Annotated in this window: 21 protein-coding genes and 1 riboswitch; of the genes, 10 read left to right on the top strand and 11 right to left on the bottom strand. The window is 73.4% G+C overall.

The window, feature by feature from the left end; translation table 11 throughout:
- Window positions 1-15: 15 nt before the first annotated feature.
- Window positions 16-1,146, bottom strand: a complete 1,131-nt coding sequence (gene corA, locus AB0K07_RS08585; protein ID WP_363752119.1) for a magnesium/cobalt transporter CorA — start codon at window positions 1,144-1,146, stop codon at window positions 16-18.
- A gap of 209 nt (window positions 1,147-1,355) precedes the next feature.
- Between corA and AB0K07_RS08580 the strand changes: the two genes are divergently transcribed.
- The 4 genes from AB0K07_RS08580 to AB0K07_RS08565 all read left to right on the top strand — a co-directional run bounded on the left by AB0K07_RS08580 (window position 1,356) and on the right by AB0K07_RS08565 (window position 6,223).
- Window positions 1,356-3,326: an amino acid transporter gene (locus tag AB0K07_RS08580; RefSeq protein WP_363752116.1), complete on the top strand. Its 1,971-nt coding sequence runs from the start codon at window positions 1,356-1,358 to the stop codon at window positions 3,324-3,326.
- Between the two features lie 86 nt (window positions 3,327-3,412).
- A riboswitch (SAM riboswitch) is annotated at window positions 3,413-3,524 on the top strand.
- Between the two features lie 273 nt (window positions 3,525-3,797).
- Window positions 3,798-4,655, top strand: coding sequence for an ABC transporter substrate-binding protein (locus AB0K07_RS08575; protein ID WP_363752113.1), 858 nt, complete (start codon window positions 3,798-3,800; stop codon window positions 4,653-4,655).
- A 45-nt stretch (window positions 4,656-4,700) separates the two neighbouring features.
- Window positions 4,701-5,483, top strand: coding sequence for an amino acid ABC transporter permease (locus AB0K07_RS08570; protein WP_363752110.1), 783 nt, complete (start codon window positions 4,701-4,703; stop codon window positions 5,481-5,483).
- Window positions 5,480-6,223 (top strand): amino acid ABC transporter ATP-binding protein, encoded by a 744-nt coding sequence (locus AB0K07_RS08565; protein WP_363752107.1) that lies wholly within the window; start codon window positions 5,480-5,482, stop codon window positions 6,221-6,223. The genes AB0K07_RS08570 and AB0K07_RS08565 overlap by 4 nt, the downstream gene beginning before the upstream one ends.
- Window positions 6,224-6,240: 17 nt before the next feature.
- On the opposite strand, the gene AB0K07_RS08560 is transcribed toward AB0K07_RS08565, so the two are convergent.
- From AB0K07_RS08560 to AB0K07_RS08550, 3 genes are all read right to left on the bottom strand, one after another.
- Complete coding sequence (locus AB0K07_RS08560; RefSeq protein ID WP_363752104.1) at window positions 6,241-7,548, bottom strand: hypothetical protein; 1,308 nt, start codon at window positions 7,546-7,548, stop codon at window positions 6,241-6,243.
- A gap of 184 nt (window positions 7,549-7,732) precedes the next feature.
- Window positions 7,733-9,298, bottom strand: a complete 1,566-nt coding sequence (locus AB0K07_RS08555; RefSeq protein WP_363752101.1) for a Na+/H+ antiporter — start codon at window positions 9,296-9,298, stop codon at window positions 7,733-7,735.
- Between the two features lie 124 nt (window positions 9,299-9,422).
- Window positions 9,423-12,764, bottom strand: a complete 3,342-nt coding sequence (locus tag AB0K07_RS08550; RefSeq protein WP_363752098.1) for a BTAD domain-containing putative transcriptional regulator — start codon at window positions 12,762-12,764, stop codon at window positions 9,423-9,425.
- Between the two features lie 174 nt (window positions 12,765-12,938).
- Here AB0K07_RS08550 and AB0K07_RS08545 point away from each other — a divergent pair, with 174 nt between their 5' ends.
- The 3 genes from AB0K07_RS08545 (at window position 12,939) to AB0K07_RS08535 (ending at window position 15,038) form a co-directional block, all read left to right on the top strand.
- Complete coding sequence (locus tag AB0K07_RS08545) at window positions 12,939-13,817, top strand: alpha/beta hydrolase (protein ID WP_363752095.1); 879 nt, start codon at window positions 12,939-12,941, stop codon at window positions 13,815-13,817.
- Window positions 13,818-14,196: 379 nt separating this feature from the next.
- Complete coding sequence (locus AB0K07_RS08540; protein ID WP_363752092.1) at window positions 14,197-14,646, top strand: hypothetical protein; 450 nt, start codon at window positions 14,197-14,199, stop codon at window positions 14,644-14,646.
- Complete coding sequence (locus AB0K07_RS08535) at window positions 14,643-15,038, top strand: hypothetical protein (protein WP_363752090.1); 396 nt, start codon at window positions 14,643-14,645, stop codon at window positions 15,036-15,038. Before AB0K07_RS08540 ends, AB0K07_RS08535 begins: the two co-directional genes overlap by 4 nt.
- A 194-nt stretch (window positions 15,039-15,232) precedes the next feature.
- On the opposite strand, the gene AB0K07_RS08530 is transcribed toward AB0K07_RS08535, so the two are convergent.
- The 5 genes from AB0K07_RS08530 to AB0K07_RS08510 form a co-directional block, all read right to left on the bottom strand.
- Window positions 15,233-16,438, bottom strand: a complete 1,206-nt coding sequence (locus tag AB0K07_RS08530) for a low temperature requirement protein A (RefSeq protein ID WP_363752088.1) — start codon at window positions 16,436-16,438, stop codon at window positions 15,233-15,235.
- Between the two features lie 144 nt (window positions 16,439-16,582).
- Window positions 16,583-17,359, bottom strand: coding sequence for a TetR/AcrR family transcriptional regulator (locus AB0K07_RS08525; protein WP_363752086.1), 777 nt, complete (start codon window positions 17,357-17,359; stop codon window positions 16,583-16,585).
- A gap of 58 nt (window positions 17,360-17,417) precedes the next feature.
- A complete protein-coding gene (locus AB0K07_RS08520) occupies window positions 17,418-17,786 on the bottom strand; it encodes a hypothetical protein (RefSeq protein ID WP_363752084.1) in 369 nt (122 codons plus the stop codon).
- A gap of 146 nt (window positions 17,787-17,932) precedes the next feature.
- A complete protein-coding gene (locus AB0K07_RS08515; RefSeq protein ID WP_363752082.1) occupies window positions 17,933-19,567 on the bottom strand; it encodes an MFS transporter in 1,635 nt (544 codons plus the stop codon).
- On the bottom strand, window positions 19,561-20,256 hold the full coding sequence (locus AB0K07_RS08510; RefSeq protein ID WP_363752080.1) for an SDR family oxidoreductase: 696 nt from the start codon (window positions 20,254-20,256) through the stop codon (window positions 19,561-19,563). The genes AB0K07_RS08515 and AB0K07_RS08510 overlap by 7 nt, the downstream gene beginning before the upstream one ends.
- A gap of 162 nt (window positions 20,257-20,418) precedes the next feature.
- Between AB0K07_RS08510 and AB0K07_RS08505 the strand changes: the two genes are divergently transcribed.
- From AB0K07_RS08505 to AB0K07_RS08495, 3 genes are all read left to right on the top strand, one after another.
- The gene (locus tag AB0K07_RS08505) at window positions 20,419-21,711 is read left to right on the top strand and encodes a sensor domain-containing protein (RefSeq protein ID WP_363752078.1); all 1,293 of its coding nucleotides are present in this window, start codon (window positions 20,419-20,421) and stop codon (window positions 21,709-21,711) included.
- Window positions 21,699-22,364 (top strand): response regulator transcription factor, encoded by a 666-nt coding sequence (locus AB0K07_RS08500; protein WP_363752076.1) that lies wholly within the window; start codon window positions 21,699-21,701, stop codon window positions 22,362-22,364. The genes AB0K07_RS08505 and AB0K07_RS08500 overlap by 13 nt, the downstream gene beginning before the upstream one ends.
- Window positions 22,365-22,462: 98 nt before the next feature.
- Entirely contained in the window at window positions 22,463-23,533 is a 1,071-nt protein-coding gene (locus tag AB0K07_RS08495; RefSeq protein WP_363752074.1) for a Gfo/Idh/MocA family oxidoreductase, read from the top strand.
- An 18-nt stretch (window positions 23,534-23,551) separates the two neighbouring features.
- Here the strand turns inward: AB0K07_RS08495 and AB0K07_RS08490 are convergent, their stop codons facing one another.
- Window positions 23,552-23,710, bottom strand: coding sequence for a hypothetical protein (locus AB0K07_RS08490; RefSeq protein WP_363752071.1), 159 nt, complete (start codon window positions 23,708-23,710; stop codon window positions 23,552-23,554).
- 277 nt (window positions 23,711-23,987) lie between these two features.
- The gene (locus AB0K07_RS08485) at window positions 23,988-24,206 is read right to left on the bottom strand and encodes a hypothetical protein (protein WP_252419515.1); all 219 of its coding nucleotides are present in this window, start codon (window positions 24,204-24,206) and stop codon (window positions 23,988-23,990) included.
- Window positions 24,207-24,360: the final 154 nt, after the last annotated feature.

Here is a 24,360-nt window from a genome sequence, read left to right as displayed (position 1 = left end):
CCCTCGGGCGTCCGGTCAGAGCCAGCCGCGCCGCTTGAAGATCAGGTAGAGGCTGCCGCAGACCAGGGCCATCAGCAGGAGCGCGAACAGGTAGCCGTAGCGCCAGTTCAGCTCCGGCATGTGTACGAAGTTCATTCCGTACACCGTGCCGATCAGCGTGGGTGCGAACAGGATGGCCGCCCAGGAGGAGACCTTCTTCAGCTCCTCGTTCTGCGCGTAACTGGCCGCGGTGAGGGTGCGCATCTCCTCGTTCTGCTGCTGCGAGACGAGAGTGGCATTGACGGTGAGGATGTTCTGCAGCAGGTGCCGGAAGCCGTCCACCCGCTCCACCACCTGGGTGAGGTGGTCGGTCACGTCCCGCAGGTAGCGGCGCAGCTCCTCGTCCGTGCCGTAGCTGCCGGCGCCGACCGCCAGCGCGTCGAGCACGGTGAGCAGCGGGCGGGCGGCCCGCTGGAACTGGATGACCTCGCGGCTGAGCCCGTAGATGCGCCGGCTGGCGTTCGGGTCGCCGCCGAAGACCTCGGTCTCGATCTCGTCGATGTCGTTCTCCAACCCGGCCACCACCGGCGCGTAGCCGTCGACCACCTGGTCGAGGATCGCGTACAGGACCGCCTCCGGGCCCTGGGCGAGCATCTGCGCGTCGGTCTCCATCCGCCGCCGCACCGCGGCCAGGTCCGGCGCCTCACCGTGCCGGACGGTGATCACGAAGCCGGGCCCGATGAACAGGTGCAGCTCGGAGAACTCGACCTCTTCCCGCTGGTCGTCGTAGCGGGCCGCGCGCAGCACCACGAAGAGCGTGTGTCCGTACCGTTCCAGCTTGGGCCGCTGGTGGGCGTTGATCGCGTCCTCCACCGCCAGGTCGTGCAGCCGGAACTCCCGGGCCAGCGACGTGATCTGGTCGATGTCGGGCCGGTACAACCCGATCCAGGCCATCGCGCCGTCCTGCTCCTGCAGGCAGCGGTACGTCTCGGCGAGGCCGGCCGGCGACGCGAACCGGTGCCCCCGGATGTAGACGGCGCTGTCGACCAGGCCGTCGCTGGGCGGTGCGGCCGGCTCGGTGCGCGGCGTCGCGCCGACGCGGACCTCGTGCTCGTCGAGCCGGCGGCCGAAGCCACCGCCCGGGCGGAAACGACGGCCGCCGACCATGACCCGCTCCCTCCCGCACGCACCGTCCGGCGGCTGCCCGAACCACGCGGACCGTTCGGGGCGGGACGCCGGAGGGCCCTGCTTCCCCGGTGCCCACGGCCCGAAACCCGCTGACGCGCCGGCTGCCGGGGCACCCGGGCCGGGCGGGTTCCCCGCACCGGCGGACGGGCCCGGGCCCGCTGACGGATACTCGCGGTGACCGTGGGCGGATGACGGGGGAAGCGCCGATGGAGGTCGACAGGCGCACCGGCCGCCGGACCGGTCGGCTGCAGGCGTGGCTGTTCGACGGCGGCTCCGAGCAGACGGTGCAGCAGCACGGGCCGCACGGACGCCCGCCGGAGCGTCGGCACCACCCGTGGTGGAAGGTGATGTGCCTGACCGGCGTCGACTACTTCTCGACGCTCGGCTACCAGCCGGGCATCGCGGCCCTGGCCGCCGGCGCGCTGTCCCCGGTGGCGACCCTGGTGCTGGTGCTGGTGACGCTGCTGGGCGCGCTGCCGGTCTACCGCCGGGTGGCGGTGGAGAGCCCGCACGGCGAGGGTTCCATCGCGATGCTGGTACGCCTGCTGAGCTACTGGCCGGGCAAGCTGTTCGTGCTGGTGCTGCTCGGTTTCGCGGCCACCGACTTCATCATCACCATCACCCTCTCCGCGGCCGACGCGACCGCGCACATCGATGAGAACCCGTTCCTGCCCAGCGCGCTCCAGGGACACAAGGTCCTGCTCACGCTGCTGTTGGTGGCGCTGCTGGGCGCGGTGTTCCTCAAGGGGTTCGGCGAGGCCATCGGGATCGCCGTCGTCCTGGTCGCGATCTACCTGACACTGAACGCGGTGGTGATCGTCAACGCGTTGTGGCGGGTGGTCACCCACCCGAGCGCGGTCACGGACTGGACCACCGCACTGACCACCGGCCACGGCGATCCCCTGCTGGTGATCGGGCTGTCGCTGCTGGTGTTCCCGAAGCTGGCGCTGGGCCTGTCCGGCTTCGAGACCGGGGTGGCGGTGATGCCGCACATCCGCGGGGACCGGCAGGACTCCGAGGACCGACCGCTGGGCCGCATCCGCGGCGCCCGCCGGCTGCTCACCACCGCCGCCGTGATCATGAGTGTCTTCCTGGTCACCAGCAGCGTGGCCACCACCGTCCTGATCCCGCCGGAGGCGTTCCAGCCGGGCGGGCCGGCGAACGGCCGGGCGCTCGCCTACCTGGCACACGAGTACCTCGGCGAGGTGTTCGGCACGGTCTACGACCTGTCCACCATCGGCATCCTCTGGTTCGCGGGCGCCTCCGCGATGGCCGGGCTGCTCAACCTCGTACCCCGCTACCTGCCCCGCTACGGCATGGCGCCGGCCTGGGCCCGGGCCGTCCGGCCGCTGGTCCTCGTCTTCACCACGGTGGCGTTCCTGATCACGGTCGTCTTCGAGGCGAGCGTGGACGCGCAGGGCGGCGCGTACGCCACCGGGGTCCTGGTCTTGATCACCTCGGCGGCGACGGCGGTGACCCTCGCGGCGCGGCGGCGGCGCCAGCGAGGCCGGACCATCGCGTTCGGGACGATCGCGGTCGCCTTCGTCTACACCACCGCGGCGAACGTGGTGGAACGTCCCGACGGCGTGAAGATCGCGGCCTGCTTCATCGGTGGGATGATTCTGGTGTCGGCGCTGTCCCGGCTGGTGCGGGCCTTCGAGCTGCGGGTCGACCGGGTGGACCTGGACCCCGAGGCCATCCGGCTGATCGAGGAGTGTGGCGGGCGCCGTATCCGCCTCATCGCCCACGAGCCGGCCACCGGGGACCGCGCCGAGTACCGCGCCAAGCTCGCCCAGACCGTCGCGGACAACGACTTCCCGGCCGACAGCGCCGTGATCTTCGTGGAGGTGACGGTCACCGACCCGTCGGACTTCGAGACCGAGCTGGCGGTGCGCGGCAGCGTGGAGCACGACCGGTACCCGGTGTTCAGACTTACCAGCTCCGCGGTGCCCAGCGCGTTGGCCGCCCTGCTGCTGGAGATCCGCGACCGGGCCGGGCGGTGCCCGCACATCTACTTCGAGTGGACCGAGGGCAATCCGGGCGGAAACTTCCTGCGCTACCTGGCCTTCGGCCAGGGCGAGATCGCCCCCGTCACCCGCGAGATCCTGCGCCGCCAGGAGCCCGACCGGCGCCACCGGCCGCACGTGCACGCCGGGTGACCTGCCGGCCGGATGCCCGTCGCGCACGGTGAGCGTGGTCATAACGACTGGACGATCCGCCGCACCGGCCTGCTAGCCTCGTCCCAGGTCATGAGCGCCAGCGCGAAGCCCCGGCTCGCTGGCCGGCAACCCTCCTCCGCGGTGGGGTGCCCCGGGTGAAGACCAGGCACCGGCACGACGTCGGTGCAAGCGTGGCCTGGCACCCAGGTCAGCACAGACCTGGGAGAACCATGCGAATCCTCCGCACCACCCCATCGGCCGACGCCGCGGATTCCCGCACTGGCTGGCCACCACCGGCACTGACCCGCCGGCGGCACGTGGACATGATGCGGGTCTGCAGCGCCGCCTGTCGCGGCCGCGCCGCGCACTAGCGCACCCCTTTCCCGAACCCACCCCAGCGGTACGCCCCACCGGGCGCACCGTCGGCGGCGTACGCCTGTGCCCGCCGCCGCGCAACCTTCGGAGACACCAGTGCGATTCCTTCCTGCCCTGACCCGGGCCGCCGCCCTCGGCGCGGCCACGATCCTGGCCGCCACCGCGCTCACCGCCTGCGGCGACGACACCTCGTCCGACGCCGCCGGCAACCCGTACGGCCTGGCGCAGCCGGGCGTGCTGCGCACCGGCACGCTGACCGACGCACCGCCGAACGTGTACCTCAAGGACGGCAAGTTCACCGGCTTCGACAACGACCTGCTGACCGCGGTGGCCGGCAAGCTCGGCCTGAAGGTCGAGTTCGTCGGCACCGACTTCTCCGCGCTGCTCTCCCAGGTCAACAACCGCAAGTTCGACGTCGGCAGCTCCTCGATCACCATTACCGAGGCGCGGAAGAAGACCGTCGACTTCGGCAACGGCTACGACTTCGGCTACTTCGGCCTCGACGTGCCGGCCGGCTCGCCGATCACCCGCTTCGATCAGCTCGCCGGGAAGCGGGTCGTGGTGGTGCAGGGCACCGTCCAGGACGACTACGCCACCGGCGAGCAGCTCAACCCGGTCCGGGTGCCGGACTACAACGGCGCGATCAACCAGCTGAAGGCGGGCACCGCCGACGCGTGGATCGCCCCGGCCGAGATCGGCGAGAAGTCGGCCGCCGACAGCAACGGCAAGATCACCGTGGCGGCCAAGCAGCTCAGCCCGGCACCGACCGCGTACGCCGTCGCCAAGGGCAGCGACAAGCTGCGCGAGGCGCTGAACAAGGGCCTCGACGAGGTCATCGCGGACGGCACCTGGAGCCGGTTGCAGGCGCAGTACTACCCGGGCCGGCCGGTCCCGGCGGACTTCAAGCCCGGCAGCGGCACGGTGCCGGTGCCGTCGGCGTCGGCCGCGTCCTGAGGCACGACCGGTGACGAGCGAGCAGGGCGGTAGGAGAGGCGACCGATGGATCCGTTGAGCACCCTGTGGGAGACCTTCTTCGACTGGGACGCGATGCGCGAGGCACTACCCGAGATGCTGACCGTCGGGTTGCCGAACACGCTGATCCTGGCGGTCTCCGCCGCCCTGCTCGGCTCGGTGCTGGGCCTGCTGCTGGCCGTCGCCGGCATTTCCCGCAGCCGGTGGCTGCGCTGGCCGGCGCGGGTCTACACCGACGTGTTCCGGGGGCTGCCGGCCGCCGCGACGATCCTGCTGATCGGCGTCGGGCTCGCGCCGCTGGGCATGCAGGTGTGGGGCCCCGACCCCTACCCGCTGGGCATCCTGGCGCTGTCGCTGATCGCGGCGGCGTACATCGGGGAGATCTTCCGCTCCGGCATCCAGTCGGTGGAGGCCGCGCAGTTGGAGGGCGCCCGGGCGCTCGGCTTCTCCTGGGGCGACGCGATGCGGCTGGTGATCGTCCCGCAGGGCATCCGGCGGGTGCTGCCGGCCTGGGTGAACCAGCTCATCGCGCTGATCAAGGACTCCAGCCTCGTCTACTTCCTCGGCCTGGTGGCCAGCCAGCGGGAGCTGTTCCGGATCGGACAGGACTACGCGGCCACCACCGGCAACGAGTCCGCGCTGCTGCTGGCCGGGCTCTGCTACCTGGCGCTGACCGTGCCTCTGACGCACGCGGTCAACTGGATCGACCGGCGGCTGCGCCACGGCCGGCCGGCCACCGGCCCGGCCGACGAGGACGAGGACGACACCGAGCCGGCGCTGTCCGGCGCGACGGAAGGGGACCGGCGATGACCGTCAGCACGACCACCTCGGTCAGCCTCGACGTACGCGACGTGCACCTCGCCTTCGGACCGAACCGGGTGCTGCGCGGCGTCGACCTGATCGTGCCGCGCGGCGCGACGGCCTGCGTGATCGGGCCGTCCGGGTCGGGCAAGTCCACCCTGCTGCGCACCATCAACCGGCTGATCGAGCCGGACCAGGGCGACGTGCTGCTGGACGGGCGCAGCGTGCTGGGCGACGACCCGGACGCGTTACGGCAGCGGGTGGGCATGGTCTTCCAGCAGTTCAACCTCTTCCCGCACATGAGCGTGCTGCGCAACGTCACCCTGGCGCTGCGCCGCCTGCGCAAGCTCGGCGAGGACGAGGCGGAGGCGGTCGCGCGGGCCCAGTTGGAGCTGGTCGGGCTGGCCGGCAAGGCCGACTCCCGGCCGGCGCAGCTCTCCGGCGGTCAGCAGCAACGGGTGGCGATCGCCCGGGCGCTGGCGCTGCGGCCGGAGGTGATGCTCTTCGACGAGGCCACCTCCGCACTCGACCCGGAGCTGGTCAAGGGGGTGCTCGGGGTGATGGCCGACCTGTCCGCCGGCGGCATGACCATGGTGGTGGTCACCCACGAGATGGGCTTCGCCCGGCAGGTCGCCGACACCGTCGCCTTCATGGACCGGGGCGTGGTGCTGGAGGCCGGCCCACCGGAGGCCATCTTCGAGCGGGCCGAGCATCCCCGGCTACGCCGTTTCCTCGCCCAGGTGCTCTGAACCGTCCTTCCCTCGCGTCAGGAGGCCTGGCGGCGCAGGTGCGCGGCGAACGCCTTCAGGTCGCCGAGCAGCACCAGGATGGCGTTGCGGTACGCGACCGACGCCCACAGGTGCAGCTCCTCGTCGTCCAGCCCGCCGAACGCCAGCGACAACGCCTTGCGCCGACGCCGGTCGAGCACCTTGTGCGGGCGGGCGAGCAGGTCGCCCTCGCGGCGCAGGGCCTGCAGGTAGGCGGCCACCGCCTCCTGGTAGTGCCGGCCGGCGACCCGCTCCAGCAGGGTGAACTCGAAGACGTTCAACGCCGCCTCGGACTCCCAGTAGGCCTCGTTGCGCTCCGGCGCGCCTGCGACGTGCCGGCCCATCGCGTGCCGGGCCTCGTAGAGCAGCAACACGCCCCGGCCGGTAGTGCTCAGCGGCCGGCGGGGCGCCGGCAGCCGCAGCGTGCGTACGGGCGCCGCGCCGGTCAGGTCCACCGCGCCGGCGTACGAGGGCATCCGCTGCGCTCCCGGGCCCGGCTCCGGCACCAGGCAGGCCCGCTCCTGATAGGCCAACGGGCCGTCGGTGGGCAGCGCGCGCACCGCCGCGGCGTGCAGCTCGGCCAGCGGCCGGTCGTCCGTCGTCCGGCCCGGTGGGAGGGTGAGGACAAGACCGTTGACGCCGGGCACCGGCACGCCCAGCACGCAGGAGTTGCGCAGGAACGCCCAGGTCGCGGCGGCCTCGCGGACGCCGCTCGCGACGGCCTGCGCGTCGGCCCGCCAGTCCCGGGCGATGCGCAGCCGCTGCTGGAGGTCCGCCGTCGCGGCGGCGTCGTGCGGGTACATCTCCCGCAGCGCCCGGGGCAGCGACCCGAGACGCAGGTCCAGCGGGTCGCCGCTCGGTGCGGGCACCGCGTGCCGCGGGCAGTCGGCGTCGGTGTGCGGGTCGCCGGTGACCGCATGGCAGTCGCCGAGCCAGCTCGCCCCGGGCTGGCCGGTCGGGCGGGCGAACGCCAGGTGGGGCAGCTGCCCGGTGCGCAGCACCGTCTCGTACTGCGGTCGGGTACGCGCGGTCCGCATCAGGTCCAGTGGCAGCACGGGTGCCAGCGCCAGCACCGCCTCGACGATGGTGCAGTGCGGGCAGGCCGGGCCGCTGGAGTCGCGCACGCGGTAGCGGCGCAGATGGTCGACGCCGGGCTGCTCCCACTGCACGCCGATGACGCCGTCGCCCTGTGCCATCAGGTAGAGGAACTCGGTCGCGCCGCGCTCGCGGGTGACCGAGGCCAGCTCGTCGAGGAATTCCCGCTCGGTGACCACCCGCAGGTCGGCCTCTGTCGCCCCGGTTGTCATGGACACACCCCCCAAGGGACCGAACGCATCGACCGGCGCCGAACCGTTCCACCGTACCGGGCGGCGCAGCGACCAGAGCCGCACGCGCGGCACGGCAACTGTCACGAATCCGTCGGTCCGCCGTGGCTCGGCCGCCGGTCCGGCTCGTCCCGGACACGCCGCACCGGGGGTCGGGCGAGCGCGGTCAGTCGGTGGAGCCGCGGCCCAGCAGGCGGATCTCCTCGTTGTCCAGCGCTTCCTGAAGCTCACGCAGCACGATGTCGTCGATCTCCCGGCTGTCGCGCAACCGGGTGACCTCCCGCCGTTTGTGCTCGAGGACCTTGAGGCGCAGTTTGCGTTCCAGGCGGCGATCCTCGGCGGTACGTCCACCGCCCTCGTCGACGTCCTCCAGGTGCCGCTGATACTCGGCCTTCATCCGGCGCACCACCTCGTCCCCGGCGCCGATCTCGGCGGCGAACTGGGGCAGCGCGGCCAGGCCGACCTCAGTGGCCCGCAGCCGTGCCTGCCGCAGCTCGTCGGCGCGCTCGGGGTCGCCGACCAGCCCCGCCCAGCGCACCACCACCGGCAGGGTGGTGCCCTGGAGAAGCATGATCAGCACGATCACCAGCGCGGTGACGAAGATGATCAGATCGCGTTCGGCCACCGGTTGACCGGAGACGGTCGTCGTCGGGACCGCCAGGGCGGCGGCGAGCGAGACGGCACCCCGAAAACCCGACCAGCCGGCGACGGTGCCCACCCGCCAGCCACCCTGACCCACGATCCTCCCGGGGCTCAGCAGATTCACCGATTCCGCCGCCAGGTAGACGAAGAGCAGCCGGGTCACGAGGACGACCAGGGTGACCACCAGCACGATCGTCACCGCGCGCTGCGGGGAGGCGCTGGTGATGTTCCGCACCGCCCGGGGGATCTGCGTGCCGAGCAGGACGAACAGTCCACCGTTGATCAGGAACGTGGACAGGTCCCAGAACGCGTACGCCAGCACCCGGGACCGGGCGCGGATCACCCGGGGGCCGGCGTAGGCCAGCACCAGGCCGGCGACCACGACCGCCAGCACGCCGCTGGCGTGCACCGCGTCGGCGAGCAGGAACGCGGCGAACGGCGTCAGCACGCTCAGCCCTCCCTCGCGCAGGGGGTCGTCGAGCCGCTTGCGGATCAGCACCACGGCCGCGCCGACCAGCACGCCGGCGATCACTCCCCCGGCGCTGGCCCCGAGGAACTCCTCGCCGATGCCGAGCGCGCCCGGGGCCCCGTCCCCGGCGAGCAGGCCCACGGTCACCGCGAAGAGCACCAGGGCGGTGCCGTCGTTGATCAGGCTCTCCGCGTGCAGGGTGGTCAGGAGCTTCCGGGGCAGTCGCTTGGCCAGGCCGGTGACCGCGGCGGCGTCGGTCGGCGCGAGGACCGCCCCGAGCACCCAGGCCGCGGCGGGGTTCACCCCGAACGCCTGCGCGGTCAGCGACACCGTGACCATGGTGAGCACCACCAGCACCACGGCGAGCAGCCCGATCGTCGGCAAGTTGGCCCGGATCTCGCGCAGACTGATGGTGAGGCTCTCCCGGTAGAGGATCGCCGGGAGGAAGATCAGCAGTACCAGGTCGGGCTCCAGGGTCAGCTCGGACAGCGGCGGCGCCAGCCCGAGCAGCACCCCGAACCCGATGAGCAGGACCGGTGGGGCGACGCTGTACCGGCCGCCGAGCGTGGTGCCCACGAGGACGGTGACGCCCAGCACCACGATCAGGACGAGCGCCTCCACGCGTACCCCCTTGCCGCACGGCCGACCGCGACCGCGCCGTGGTTCCATCTGACCGCACGCTGCCGGTTGGTTCCCGGGGAACCGGCAAGTCGCCGGGCGGCGGGCGGACACCCGTCGCCGGCGGTCAGGTCGGGGAGGCGGCGGCGCGGATGCGGGCGGTGACCGCGCGAGCGGTACGGCGGTACCCGGCGGCCTCGTCGTCGCGGCCGAGTGCCGCGGCCAGGTCGGCGAGGTGCCCGGCCACCGGGCCGACGGTGAGCACCCCGCTGCCGGCCGCCAGTTCATCGGCGGCCGGCCGGAGCTGGGCGGCGACGCGTCGCATCGTGGCCCGGTCGTCCAGGGCGAGCGCCGCGCGGGCGGTCAGGCAGAGCCGTACCTCCCGCAGCAGATCGTGCGGCCCGTCCGGGAGGGCACGCAGGGCGGCTCCGGCCGCGTCCCGGTCGCCGGCGGCGACGTGCAGCAGCGGGCGGACCCACGGCTCGTGGGGGCCCCAGTCCAGGCCGGCCCAGTCCGCGCCGTCGAGCCCGTGGACGGGCTGGCCGACGGCATGGTCCGGCCCGGGCGACGACCGGTCGGCGTCGACGGCGGCGGCCAGGCGCAGCCCGAGCAGGGCGAGCGGGAGCAGCCCCCGGGTCAGGCCCGGCATTCCGTCGGTGGGCAGCCCGTCGGCGGCCGCCCGGTACGCGTGCGCCGCCGCGACCCGCTCGCCGTCGAGCGCCAGCCGCAGGGCGGCGTACCACCGGGTGAAGACACCGACCAGCGGCAGCTCGTACCGCTCGGCGAGGCCGTCGGCGGCGCGGGCGTGCGCGTCGGCGCCGGCGCGGTCGGCCAGCGCGCAGCGGGCCTGCACCAGGACGAGGTGGCCCAGCACCTCGAAGGTCACCAGCTGGTGCCGGGCGGCCAGGTCGACCAGCTCCGCGCCGATCCGGGCCCGCTCACCGGCCAGGCCGACGCGGTGGAAGGCGTGCATGAAGCGGGCGTTGAGCGCGAAGGCCAGCAGCCCGGGGTCGGCGGCGATCCGGGCGAGCCGCTCGGCCTCCTCCGCCGCCCGGCGGCCACGGTCGGTGGTGGTGCCGCGCAGCTCCAGCGCGAGGGTGCTGAGCAGGCGGCTGCGCTGCGCCGGGTTGGTCGGGCCGAGAGCGGTGAGGGCGTGCTCGGCGGCCTGCACGATCCGCCCGGAGAGCTGGTCGTCGTCGTTGCGGGTCCAGATCGCGGGCACGTCGAAGCCGGCCAGCACCTCCGCGATCAGGTGGGGGTCGCCGATCGACTCGGCGTCGGCGATCGCCTCGGCCCGGCGCCGTCGCGCCTCGGCCAGGCGGCCCGTCACGGCCAGCGCGCGCCCCAGGCCGAGCATCGCACTCAGCCGCGCGCGCCGCTCGTTCCCGCCGGCGCGGTCGTACGCGTCGAGCGCCTGCGCCCACAGCCGGGCCGCCTCGTGCGGGTTGCCGGCCCGCTCGGCCTGTGCCGCGGCGGTACCGGCGTAGCCGGCGGCGGGCCGGGCGGCCGCCGGGCCACCGGCGTTCAGCAGGTGGTGGGCCAGCGCGGCGGGATCACTGGGCTGACGCCGCTGCAACACCTCCGCCACGGCCGCGTGCAGGGCGGCGCGGCGCGGCGCGGAAAGGTCGGCGTACAGCGTGTCGCGGACCAGAATGTGGGTGAACCGCAGCCGCCCATCGGGCTCCTGCTCGCTGAGGAAGCCGGCCTGCAGCGCACGGTCCACGGCGTCCAGCAGCGTCGCGGGGTCGCCGGTCAGCGCGCCGAGCACCTCCGGGTCGACGTCCCGGCCGAGCACGGCCGCCTGCCGCAGCACCGTCCGGGTCGGCGCGGGCAGCTGCGCCACCCGATGCCGGATGACGTCGCGCACCCCGGGTGGCACCGCGGCCAGCGCCGCCGCGCCCTCGACCGCGTACAGCTGGGCCAGCTCCCGTACGAAGAACGGGTTGCCGCCGCTGCGATGGTGGATCAACCGCACGGTGGGCTGGTCCAGCTCCGCCCCGGCCACGACGCGGGCCAGGTCGCCGGTCGCGGGCGCGGACAGACCGCCGAGGTACTCCCGGACCGGCTCCAGCCGGGCGGCGCGGGCCAGCGCGGCGGTCAGCTCCGGGCTGATCTCGGTGGCCCGGTAGGTGCCGAGGATCAGCACCGGTCCGGTGGCCGGCTGTGGGCCGGTGAGCAGCACGGTCAGCAGGTCCAGGGTGTCCCCGTCGGCGCGGTGCAGGTCGTCGAGGACCAGCAGCACCGGCCCCCGGTCGGCGACCGCCGAGACCAGCGACGCCACCGCGCGGTGCCGGCGGAAGCGTGCCACGGCCGGATCGCTCGGGGCCTCGGCGCCATCAAGCGCGCCGTCGGTCTGAGCGCCCCCGGTCGACTCCGTCGGGCCGGCGAGCGCGTCCGTGATCTGCGTCCACGGCCAGGCTGCCGGGGCGCCCTCGTACTCCGGGCTGCGGCCCCACGCCGTGGCCCAGCCCCCGGTGGCGAGCTGCCGGGTCAACGCCTCGGCCAGAGCCGTCTTGCCGGCGCCGGGGTCGCCGCTGAGCAGGGCGAGGGTCGGTCGCCCACGCCGGGAGGCGGCCTCGGCGGCCCGCCGCAGCCGGTCCAGCTCCGCGTCGCGGCCGACGAACGCACGCTCCCGCACGGGTACCGGGCCGCCGGGTCGACCGGCTCCGGCCAGGTCCGGGACGGGTGGGGCGACGGCGGGCGGGATGAGGTGCGGGGCCTGGGCCAGGATGTCGGCCTCCAGCCGCCGCAGCTCGGGCCCCGGGTCCACACCCAGCTCGGTGACCAGGACGTCCCGGGCCTCGCGCAGCGCGGCCAGCGCGTCGCCCTGCCGACCCGAGCGGTACCGGGCCACCGCGAGCAGCCGCCAGGCGTCCTCGCGCAGCGGATGGCTGGCGAGGTGGACCGGCAGGTCGGCGGCGGCCTCGTCCGGCCGGCCCAGCGCCAACAGCGCCTCCGCCCGCCGCTCGATGGCGAGCATCCGCAGCTCCTCCAGTCGATTGATCTCCGCGACCGCCCAGGGCTCGCCCGCGCAGTCGACGTACGCGGGACCGCGCCAGAGCCCGAGCGCCGTGTCCAGCGCGGCCAGGGCCGGTGCGGGGAGTCCCTCCGCCAGCAGCCGGCCCGCCTGGCCGACCGCCGCCTCGAACCGTCCGGCGTCCAGCGCCTCCGCGGCGGTCCGCAGCACGTACCCCGGTGACTCGGTGACCAGGAGCCGGGACGGTTGCCGGGGCGGCCGGTCGGGCTCCAGGGCCCGGCGCAGGTCGGCGACGAAGGTCCGGATCGCGCCCACCGCGCCCTCCGGGGGAACGTCCCACAGGTCGTTGACGAGCCGGTCCACCGGCACGACGCGGCCCCGGGCGATCAGCAGCCGGGCCAGCACCGTGCGCTGCCGAAGCCCCCTGATCGGGACCGGGCCACGTCCGGTCGCGGCGGTCACCGGCCCGAGCACACCGAAGGTCACCGCCACGGCTGCCACCGCCGCCTGGTCATGGCACCAATCTAGGCGGGCGGCCCGGCCGGCCCCGGTCAGCCGGCACTGATCCGACGCTGACCGGCTGCTGATCCCCACGGGTCAGGCTCGACGGCGTACGACGGCGCGGGCCACCGCCCCCGCCGGCCCCGCTCACCAGAAAGGTTCCCCGTGGACCCCAGGATCAACGGATTCGACTACCGGCGGGTCACCGTCGCCGAGGGCGTGTCGCTCAACGTCGCCGTGGGCGGCTCCGGGCCCCCGATCGTGCTGCTGCACGGTTTTCCGCAGACCCACCTCATGTGGCGGCATGTCGCGGCCGATCTGGCCGCCGACCACACGGTCATCTGCCCGGACCTGCGCGGCTACGGCGACAGCGACAAGCCCGTCGACGGCGACGGCAGCGGGTACGCGAAGCGCACCATGGCCGCCGACGTCGTGGCGCTGGCCCGGGCGCTCGGCCAGGAGCGCTTCGCGCTGGCCGGCCACGACCGGGGCGCCCTGGTCGCGTTCCGCGCCGGTCTCGACCATCCGGAGGCGGTCAGCCACCTCGCCCTGCTCGACGTGCTGCCCACCCTGGACATGTGGGACGTGCTGCACGGCTCCACCGCCGCCGTCGCCTTCCACCTTTATCTGATGGCGCAGCCACCCGGCCTGCCCGAGGAGCTGATCGGCGGCAGCCCGGACGCCTTCTTCGGGCATTTTCTGGACGTCTGGACCCGCGACCCGGAGGCCCTGCCGGCCGAGGTGCGGGCCGCGTACCTGAGCGCGTCACGCGCCGCGGTCACCTCGATCGTCGCCGACTACCGGGCATCCGCCAGGATCGACGTCGTCCACGACAGCGCCGACCGGGCGGCCGGCAACCAGCTTCGGATGCCGGTGACGGTGCTGCAGCAGGACTGGGGCGCGGCGCTCGGTTACGACGCGGCCGGGCTGTGGCGGGCCTGGGCGTCGGACCTGTCGCACCGGACGGTCACCTGCGGCCACTTCTCGGCCGAGGAGGCACCCGCGGAGGTGGTCCGCGCGCTGCGCGACCTGCTGGCACGCTAGCCAACCCCGGCCGGCCGCATGCCATGTCATCAAACGTAAGATATCCGACACTCTGCGTTACTGGATGCCGTGGCTCGGTCGGCCGGCACCCTTCCCCGGCCCGAACACGCACCAACGGCCACGCACCCTACAAAAATGGCCTCTGACCTGCCCATATGTGACGTTACACCAGGTGGACGCGAACCGTTCATCGGTGCTACACAGGCAGATATCGGCCAGCCAACGACGGCGAGTCGCTCACCTCCTCGACCATCGACCGTCGGCACGTACCGTCACCACCGCCGGGCTTCGCCGCATCGACCGCAGCGCGGTCACACCCACCCACGGCAGCGACCGACGGACGCGGCGGGTGACGACGGTCCTCGACCAAGGAGTCGTCGTGGGATCCCTGCGTATTCGGTCCCGGCACCAGCCGTTCGAGGTGGCCGCACTGGTCATGGCTCCCGTCTGCGGCGCACTGCTCCTCCTGCTCGGCGTCCGGCCGGCCTCGGTCCAGATCTCCATGCCGGCGCCGATCCAGATCGGCTGGGAGATCGGCCTCGTCCTGGTCGGCGTGGGTGGTCTGCTGGGCATCATGTGGCCCGGCCGGCTCGCCACCGGGTTGGGCATCGAGTTCGCGTCGGTCGTTGTGTTCGGCACCATCAGCGGCATGTACGCGATGGCGCTGGTGGTCGTGTCGGGCCGGCAGTCCATCGCCGCGGCGTCGTTCATCACCGCGCTCGCGGTCGGGTCGCTGTGGCGGGCCGCTCAGATCGCCAACGACCTGCGCCGGCTGGCTCAGGCCAGCCAGTGCCTGGCTCATGAACCGCTAGAAGGCGGTGTCACGTGATTTCGGCCCCGGCGCCCAACGCACCCCCGTGGTTGCAGGTGGCGCTCAGCGCGTTGGGCATCCTCGGCGGCACCACCGGCCTGGCCGCCATCGCCACCGTCGTGGTGCAGCGGGGCAAGTTCAAGGCCGACGCCGCCGACACCCTCACCGAAGCCGCCCTCACCCTGGTGCAACCGTTGCAGGCCCGGATCACCGAACTGGAGGAGGCGGCGTTGAACGCACGGTCGGAGCTGGGGGTGCTGCGCGAGCAGGTCAACCAGTTGCAGTTCGTGGTCCGGGTGCTCACCCGGACGCTGGACCGGTGGCGTGCCGCGATCCGCTCCCCCGACGCCACGCTACGCAAGGTCCGGGCGGTGGTCGCCGAGACCGAACGGCTGCCGGAGGAACGATGAGGCTGCGCTCCCGACGGCACGGCCCGCAGAGTTGGTCGGAGACCGGGCGGTGGAAGCCGCCGCTGCTGTCACCGGCGATCTGCCGGACGTCCGTCCGGTCGAGGACCCGCTCCGGTCGAGCCCCTGACACGCCGTGCACCCGCAGCTCCACGATGTCGTGTCGCGCCGGCTCGTCACGGTGGCGCGGGGGCCCCTCAGACATCGGTCCGCCGCCGGTCAGGCGACCCGTCCGCCACGGCCGCGCGACGCCGCTCACGGCGGTCGAGCAGCGCCTCGGCCACGATCATCAGCAGGAACAGAGCGGTGATGATCGCGGCGGCCCCGAGCAGCGGCAGCTGTGCGCTGGCGAAGCCACCCAGGACGATGATCGCCAGCCCGATCAGCCGGGGCCGGGAGACGCTGCCGTCGATCACCGCCGAGAGCAGGAGCCGGCCGATCAGGAACAGCACCGGGCCGGCGACGACCACGGTCAGCCGGGCCGGGGCGGACGACCCGGGGTCGCCGATCGTCAGCTCCATCCCGACAGAGGTGGCCAGAACCCCGGCGATCATGACGAGGTGCAGGTACCCGGCCTGCAGCGCCAGCCGGCTGCCGGGCGGACCGGCCGCTTCGATGGCGGCGCCCAGCCGTCCTCCGGCGGGCGACAGGTAGAGCCGCGCGAGGGCCACCGCGGTCAGGAACGCCACGGCGAACGCCATGGTGCTCTCCCGGTCCAGGCCGGAGTCGCTGTAGGTGATGCCGGAAATCAGGATCAGTTCACCGAGCGCGATGATGAAGATCTGCTGGTAACGCTCGGAGAGATGTTCCCCGTTCACCTGGAGGTCCGGCCACGAGCTGCGGCCCAGCCGCGGCGTTGGCCAGCCCAGCCGCGCCATGGTGTAGTCCAGGATCAGGGCGAGCGCCCAGAGCAGCTCCCGGGCTGGAGCGACGGCCGCCCCGACCACCCAGAGCACGCCGGAGACGGCGAACCAGATAGCCACCCGCGCGGTACGCAGTTGCAGTGGATGCCCCCGCAGGGCGGGGATCAGCAGGAAGGCGCGGCCCAGGTGGATGGACACGTACGCGAGGGCGAACACCATGGCGTGCGCATCGAACGCGGTGGGCACGGCGGCGGCCATCAGGAGGCCGCCGAACATCACCCAGAGCAGCAGGACGACGATCAGCGACGTCCGCGGATCGAACCAGTCCGCCGACCACGCGGTCACGAACCACACCCACCAGATCGCCGCCAGCAGCAGGAGCACCCGGAAGCCGCCGTGGACGGTGAGGTCGCTGAGCAGCGTCCGGGACAGTCGGGTCAGCGCGAAGATGATGGCCAGGTCGAAGAAGAGCTCCAGGAACGAGGCCCGCCGCGGATCTTCTCGCCGCTGCAGCAGCCGCCCCGGTAGCCCGTTCGTCATCGCCACCCTTCCCGGCCCCCGGTGCCGCCGCCTCCAGTCGTACCACCCGCAGCGTCTGGCCCGGGTCGATTCCGCCCGGCCCGGCAACCCGTTCGTTCGGGCGATCCCTGCCTGCGGGCCAGTACCAGTGACGGACGTCGGCGGCTAGCCGGGTTGCCGAGTGGCCGCCCGCTCGGCGACCACCACCGAGATGCCGTCGAGGACGCGTTGCAGGCCGAACTCGAAGGCGTACTCCGGCCCGTACGCGGCGCCGTGCTGCTGCCCGGCGGCGGTGCCGACCCGGGCGGCGGTCGGGTAGCTGCCGGCCGTCATGAACGTCTCCAGCCAGGGCGCGTGCGACTGCCACCACTGGCCGTCGGTCATGCCGGTCTCCCGCTCCAGGTCGACCACCTCGGACGCGGCGCGCGCGGCGCTCTTCACGTGCCCGAGGACGAGGGTGAGCACGGCGTCCATCTCCACGTCGGTGAGCCCGATGTCGGCGACCGCGTTGAGCTCGTGGTCGTACTTGGCCAGCAGGTGGGGGCCGAGCACCGGCCGGGTCGTCTCGGCCCGCAGCATCCAGGGATGGCGCTGGTAGAGCGCGAGATTGTCCCGGGCGATCCGCTCCAGCCGGGCCCGCCAGTCCCCGGCGACGGCGGCGCGGGGCATCTCGCCGTACGCGGTGTCGACCATGACGTCGACGAGTTCGGCCTTGCCCGGCACGTAGGTGTAGACCGACATCGTGCCGACGCCCAACGCCTCGGCGACCCGGCGCATGGTCAGCGCGTCGAGGCCCTCGGCGTCGGCGATGGCGATGGCGGCCCGGACGATCCGGTCGACGCTCAGCCCCGGCCCGGCGCTGCGGCTGGTCGGCTCCCGCGTGCGCCACAGGATGGCCAGACTGCGGGCCGGGTCCGGGGTCGCCTTGCGCTCACTGGCCATGGTGTGGCCATCCTACGCCGTACGCCGTACGCCGTGGATCGACCCGGCGCTCAGTCGGTCACCGGGCGATCGAGCGCAGCCAGCGGTATCCCGCGCCGAGGGTGGCCGCGAACGCGATCACCACGGCGTACGACCAGGCGTCCGCGCCGGCGGTCAGGTCACCGAAGCGGTGCACGAGGAAGCCGACGAAGGTGGCCATGCCCAGCCCGGTCACCGCGGCGACCGCCCGTAGATCGGCCACCACCGCCGCGTACGCCCCGGCGGCGACAGACATCACCAGCGTCCGGGCCGGCAGCTCCACCGGGGAGAACAGCGCGCCCGCGAGCAGCGCCGCGCCGATCATCACCACCCATCCGATCGCCACGCTCACCCCGGTGGGCGTCGACCCACCGACCACAGCGGTCTTCTGCTCCCGCTCGACAACCACAGCACGCCTCCGGCGAGGCGACGGCCCGTACCTCGGACCCGCCGAACCCATCGAAGCTCGGGGAGTCCGGTGCCCGGGAGGGTTTTCACGCGTCCGCTACGCCGATCGGGGCGATTGTGACGCCCCCTTCACGTACCCGAGCGGGGTCAGAGCGCCTCGCGGTCGTCGGACAGTGTCGGTCCCGCGGCGGCGGGCACCAGGTGCCGCACCTCCGGGGCGCCGTCGGTGTACTCCCGGGCCCTCTCCTCGGCCGCACGGTCCTCGCCGGTCAACCGGCCGCCGTGCTGGCGCAGGTGCTCGTCCCAGGACGGCACCAGGTACACCTCGACGAAACAGTCCGTGGTCTCGGCCGGGCGGAACAGCGCCCAGCGCATCGCGCCGGTCCGCTGTCGCGCGCCGCGGACCAGATCCATCGCCGCCAGGAACGCCTGGCTCTGCTCCGGCCGGACGGTGTACTGCACCATCACCAGCACCGGCCCCACACCCGGGTCCGGTGTGTACGCCAGGTGCAGTTGCGGCCAGTAGGCCGCCGGTTCCCGGTTCACGGTCCGCAGGTCGGGCAGCGGCCAGATCCGACTTGTCACGGTGCCGACGAGCATCAGCGCCGCCGCCGCCAGATAGGCGAGGACCAGCCCGGCCATGTCGGCCACCAGCCCCCACACCAGCGCGCCCACCGCCTGCCCCCCGGCGAAACACACCTGGTAGACGGCCAGCCCTCGGGCGCGTACCCAGCTCGGCAGGAAGAGCTGCATCTCGGCGTTGACGTTGGCCAGCACGGTCACCCAGGCCATACCGGCGGGCAGCAGGGCGAGAAGCACCAGCGGCACCACCTGCACGGTGGCGACCACGGTCAGCGCGACGGTGAACACCGCCCCGGCGATGAGCAGGAGCTGGTTGGCCGACAGGCGGGTGCGGATCACGGCCAGCAGCACACCGCCCGCGATGGCCCCCACCCCGAGGGCGGCCAGCAGCAGCCCGTACCCGCCGGAGCCCAACCCCAGCCGTCGGTTCGCCACCAGCGGCAGCAACGCCCACAGCGCGCTGGCCGGGATCACGAAGACCAGCGCCCGACGCAGCAACCGGCGCACGATCGGCGAGTGGCGTACGTAGCGGCTACCGGCGCGCAGCGCGGCGGTGAACCGTTCGGGCACCTCGACCGCGCGGGCGTTGCCGGGCCGCCAGCGCCACAGCGCGTACGCGAAGATTCCGAACGCCACCGCGTTGAACGCGAAGACCGGGGCGACCCCGCTATGGGCGATCAGTACACCGGCCACCGCCGGCCCGACCGCCCGCGCGACGTTCACGCTGATCGAACCGAGCGCGGACGCCGAGCGCAACTGGTCCTGCGGCACCAGCTCCGGGATCACCGCCGCCCAGGCCGGCAGGGTGAGCGCCTGCCCGACCCCGAACGCGAAGGTGAGCGTGAGCAGCAGCGCCGGCGGCATCCGGTCGGTCAGGGTGAGCAGCGTCAACGCCGCCGCCACCGCCACCAGGAACAGCTGCACGGCGATCAGCAGGTGCCGGCGGTCGAAACTGTCGGCCAGCACCCCGGCGGGCAGCGCCAGCAGCAGCACCGGCAGCAGGCTGGCGGTCTGCACCAGCGCGACCAGGGTGGAGGCGTTGGAGTGGTGAATCAGCAGCCACTGCGCGCCGACGGTCTGCATCCAGGTGCCGATGTTGGCGGCGAGCAGCGCCAGCCACAGGTTGCGGTAGACCGCCGTCCGCAGCGGCGCCCACGCCGAGGCCGGACGGTCGTCGGGTCCGGCTGCCGCCGTCACCACCGCCCGTCCGCGCGCAGCACGCGCTCGCCGGAGACGTAGAGGTCGTCGGGTTCGAGCAGCAGCAGCCGGACGACCTCGGTGGCGACCTGTTCGGGCATGGCGTACACCTCGTCCAGGAACTCGGCTCCCACCCGTTCCTGTAGCCGCGTCGGCATCGGCCCGGGATGCAGCTGCATCACCTTGACCTGGTTGCTGTGCTGGGCCTCGGCCAGCGAGTCGACCAGACTGTTGCCGTAGCTCTTGGTGGCCCGGTAGACGGGGATGCCCGGCCGAGGGGCCGCCAGCGCCAGCGCGCCGATGTACACGACGTTCCCGTGGCCCTGCCGGTGCAGGTGCTGCACCGCCTCGCGCAGCAGGTACGTGAGACCCAGAACGTTGATCTCCACGGCCCGGCGGATGTGCTCCACCGACAGGTTCCCCAGGTCGCCGCCCGCCCACATCGAGGCGCAGGCCGCCACCCCGTCGATCGTGCCGTAGCGCTGCACCACCGCGGCGAACCCGTCGCGGACCTGCTCGTAGGAGGAGATGTCGCAGACCGCACCGTCGCAACCCAGCTCGTCGGTCGCCGCGGCCACCTCGGCCGGCTCGTTGCCGAACACCACGACCTGGTGCTCGTCGACCAGCAGCCGGGCCACCGCAAGGCCGAGACCGCTGGTCCCGCCGACCACCACGAAGGTTCTGGCACCCATGTCTCTCCAGCCGCCGCCAGCACAGGTCACGCGGGTCGCGTGACGGCGCGTTCTTCCCGTTTCTGGACCCCGCACACCCGTTCGGCCGGTAGTGCTGGGCATACCCGGAGAGTGGATCTGGACGGCTGGGGCACCCGGTCGCCCCCGATTAGCGTCTGCTGCATGACCCCGGAACACCCTTCGCACCTGGCGGAGGCGCTGCGCCGCCGCCGCTGGCTGCTGTCCGCCTGGCCCTGGCGCGCGCTGGCCTACCTGGTGACCACCGTGCCGATCGCCGGCCTGCTCGCCGTCGGGCTGCTCGTCATCGGCGGACCCCTGCTGGCCGCCGTCAACGCGCTCCGGCTGCACGGCCGACCGCCCAGCATCGCGCTGATGCTGTTCCTGGCCACCGGCAGCCTCATCCTGCTGGCGTTGGCCCCGATCGTGAGTTTCCCGGTGGCCGCCGTCGAGCGATGGCGGCTCCGCCTGGTGGACGGCCGTCCGCTGCCCGCGTCACCCTGGCCGGGCCTGGCCGCCCGCTACCGCAACGCCGCGACCTGGCGGGAGGTGGCGTACCTGTTCTGGCTGGGCGGGTTCCTGCCGGTCGCGTACTGGGTGCTGCTGCTGGTGGTGCTGCTCGACCTCGGGATGGTCACCAGCCCCTGGCTGGCCGGCGATTCTCACCAGCCCGTCGTGATCGTGCGGCCGATCGACACCACGGGCGAAGCCATTCCGTACGCGATCGTGGGTGTCCTGCTGATCCCGGTGCTCTGGTACGCCGCCGGTCTGCTCGCCGCCGCCCAGGCCGCCGTGGCCCGGTGGGCGCTGGCGTGGCCGGTCGACGCGGCGGCGCTGCGCGAGGTCACCCGCTCCCGGACCCGGCTGGTCGGCGCGTACGAGGCCGAACGTCGCCGCATCGAGCGTGACCTGCACGACGGCGCGCAGCCCCGGCTGACCAGCCTCACCCTTCAGTTGGGCCTGGCCCGGCTGGACGTACCCGAGGACTCCCCCGCCGCCCGGCCCCTCGCCGTCGCGCACGACCAGGCGCGGGGCCTGATGATGATGCTGCGGCAGTTGGTGCACGGCATCCGGCCGCAGAGCCTCACCGACCTCGGCCTCGCCGGAGCGGTACGGGAACTGGCCGCCGCGGCCACCGTCCCGGTCACCGTACGGGCCGACCTCGACGGCGAGCTACCGGAGATCGTCGAGACCACCGCCTACTTCGTGGTGTCGGAGGCGCTGGGCAACGTGGCCCGGCACGCCGCGGCGACCAACGCCGAGGTGCGCCTCACCCGCACCGGCGGGGACCTCGTCGTCGAGGTGTCCGACGACGGCCGCGGGGGCGCCGACCCCGCCCGGGGTACCGGCCTGACCGGCCTCGCCGACCGGGTCGCCGCCGCGGACGGCCGGCTGCTGCTCTCCAGCCCGCCCGGCGGGCCTACTCTGGTCCGGGTGGAGCTGCCGTGCCGTCCGTGACCCGTGTGGTGGTGGCCGAGGACGAGGTGCTGCTGCGCGAGGGCCTGGTCGCGCTGCTCACCCGGTTCGACTTCGCGGTGTGCGCGGCCGTCGGCTCCGCCGGGGAGCTGCTGGACGCGGCCGGCACGCACCAGCCGGACCTGGTGCTGACCGACATCCGGATGCCACCCGGCCGGCGCGACGACGGATTGCGCGCCGCCGTGGCGTTGCGCGCCGAGCGACCCCGGCTCCCGGTCGTGGTGCTCAGCCAGTACGTGCAGACCGGGTACGCCGCGGCCCTGCTGGACAGCGGCGACGGCCAGCGGGTGGGCTACCTGCTCAAGGATCGGGTCGCGGAGGTCACCGAGTTCGTCGACACGCTGCATCGGGTCACCGCCGGCGGCACCGCCATCGACCCGGACGTGGTCCGGCAGCTGCTGCACCGCCCGCGCGACCCGCTCGCCGCGCTCTCCGCCCGGGAACGTGAGGTGCTGGCGCTGCTGGCCGAGGGCCGGTCCAACGCGTCGATCGCCGCCCGGCTGCACGTCACCGAGGCGGCGGTCGGCAAGCACGTCGGCAACATCCTGCTGAAGCTCGACCTGCCGCCCAGCGACGACACCAACCGCCGGGTACTCGCGGTGCTCACCTACCTGCGGGCCGACCCGGCCAGCTGAGCAGCGCCGGGCGCGGGTCGGAGCCGGCCGGCCGGGGCGTAGATTCGATCAGCGGGACCGCCGTCACCAGGGCGCGGACCGGGAGACGGGAGTACGGCATGGCGGAGGCGCTGCGGGTCGGTCTGCTGGGTTACGGGCTGGCGGGCCGGGTGTTCCACGCACCGCTGATCGCCGCGACGCCCGGGCTGCGGCTGGACGCCATCATGACCCGTGATCCGCAGAAGCGCGAGCAGGCCCGGCAGCACCACCCGGACGCCCGCCTGGTCGACGACGCCGACGAGCTGTGGCGTACGCCGGACGCGCTGGACCTGGTCGTGGTGGCGACACCGAACCGCCTGCACGTGCCGATGGCCCGGGCCGCGGTGGCCGCCGGTCTGCCGGTCGTCGTCGACAAGCCGCTGGCCCCCACCGCCGCCGAGAGTGCGGCGCTGGTCGAGGAGGCCGACCGCCGGGGAGTGCCGCTGACGGTGTTCCAGAACCGGCGGTGGGACGGCGACTTCCTGACCGCACGCCGCCTCGTGGAGCAGGGCGAGCTGGGGCGGGTGCTGCGCTTCGAGTCCCGGTTCGAGCGGTTCCGTCCGACGATCAAGCCGGGCTGGCGCGAGCTTGCCGGCCCCGAGGAGGCCGGAGGCGCGCTCTTCGACCTCGGTGCCCACCTCATCGACCAGGCGGTGCAGCTGTTCGGCCCGGTCGACCGCGTCTACGCCGAGGTCGACCGCCGTCGGGCGGGTGCCGCCGTCGACGACGACGCGTTCGTGGCGTTGACCCACGCCAACGGCGTCCACTCGCACCTGTGGATGGGCGCGATCACCGCTCAGCTCGGGCCCCGGCTGCGGGTGCTCGGTGACCGGGCCGGCTACACGACGTACGGGCTGGACGTGCAGGAAGCGGCGCTGCACGAGGGCGGCCGGCCGGACCAGCCGGGCTGGGGCGAGGTCCCCCCGGAGCGGTACGGCCTGCTCGGCGTCGACGGTGAGCTGCGGCCGGTGCCGACCGAGCCCGGCTCGTACCAGAGCTTCTACGAGCAGGTGGCGGCGGCGCTGCGGGACGGCGCCCCGATGCCGGTGGATCCGCGCGATTCGGTCACCACCGTCGAGCTGATCGAGCTGGCGCACCGGTCGGCTGCCGAGGGCGTGGTGCTCCCGGTCCCGCCGAACCCGAAAGCCTGACCCCTCGGCTGGGCGGCCCTAGCCGGCGTCCTGCTCGGTGCGGGCGTCGTCCGGCACCCGGGCTTCCTCGTCGGTCAGCGCGTCTTCGGACCGGTCGCCGAGCGCGGCCAGCCGACGCTCGGCCTCCCGCGCCTCCTCCTCGATCCTCAGGTTCTCCTCATCGGGACCCTGCGACATGGCGACCTCCAAGGGGGCGTACCGGCCTGCTTCGGTGTACCCCACCTGACGCGGGAGACACGGGATTGCAGGAACGCGCCGGGCCCCTTGATCACTTGATGCTCGGTAGTCGGATCAGCCCGTCGACGACTGCTCAGCATCAGGTGATCGAGGGGACCAGCCGCTGATCAGGGACGAACGGCCTGGTACGCGTGCGGGTGGGGGCCAAGCGCCGGGCCGGCCGGTGCCGCGCCGGGCTTGGAGCCCTGGAGCGTTGCCGGCCCGGCCCGGTGCCGGATCAGCGCTTCAGTTCGCGCCAGGAAGGGTGGGTGCCGCGCCAGGCGTCGGCGAGGATGGCCGCCGAGGCCCGGCTGGGGCACTGCTGTACCCGCTCACGACCCGACGCCCCACCAATCTGGGCGCGGACCTCCCAACCCTGCCCGTCAGTACGGATGTACACGTCCCGGCGCCCGCGCGGGGTCGTGTCACCGTTCCACCAGTGCTCCTCCACCATCATTCGCCGACCGTATAGCAATTCGCCGGCCAGGGGTACGGCGCAGGTGGGCCTGAAGCAGGACGACAGCCCTAATTCGGGCGCAGTTCGGGTCAACTGTCGACAGGAAGAAGCCACCGGGGCCACTCCTCCGGCCCTGAGCAGCGGATCAGGACGG

Origin of the sequence: Micromonospora sp. NPDC049301, assembly GCF_040678715.1 — a bacterium.
Lineage (GTDB): Bacteria > Actinomycetota > Actinomycetes > Mycobacteriales > Micromonosporaceae > Micromonospora.
This window is presented reverse-complemented; position numbering and strand designations above follow the sequence as displayed.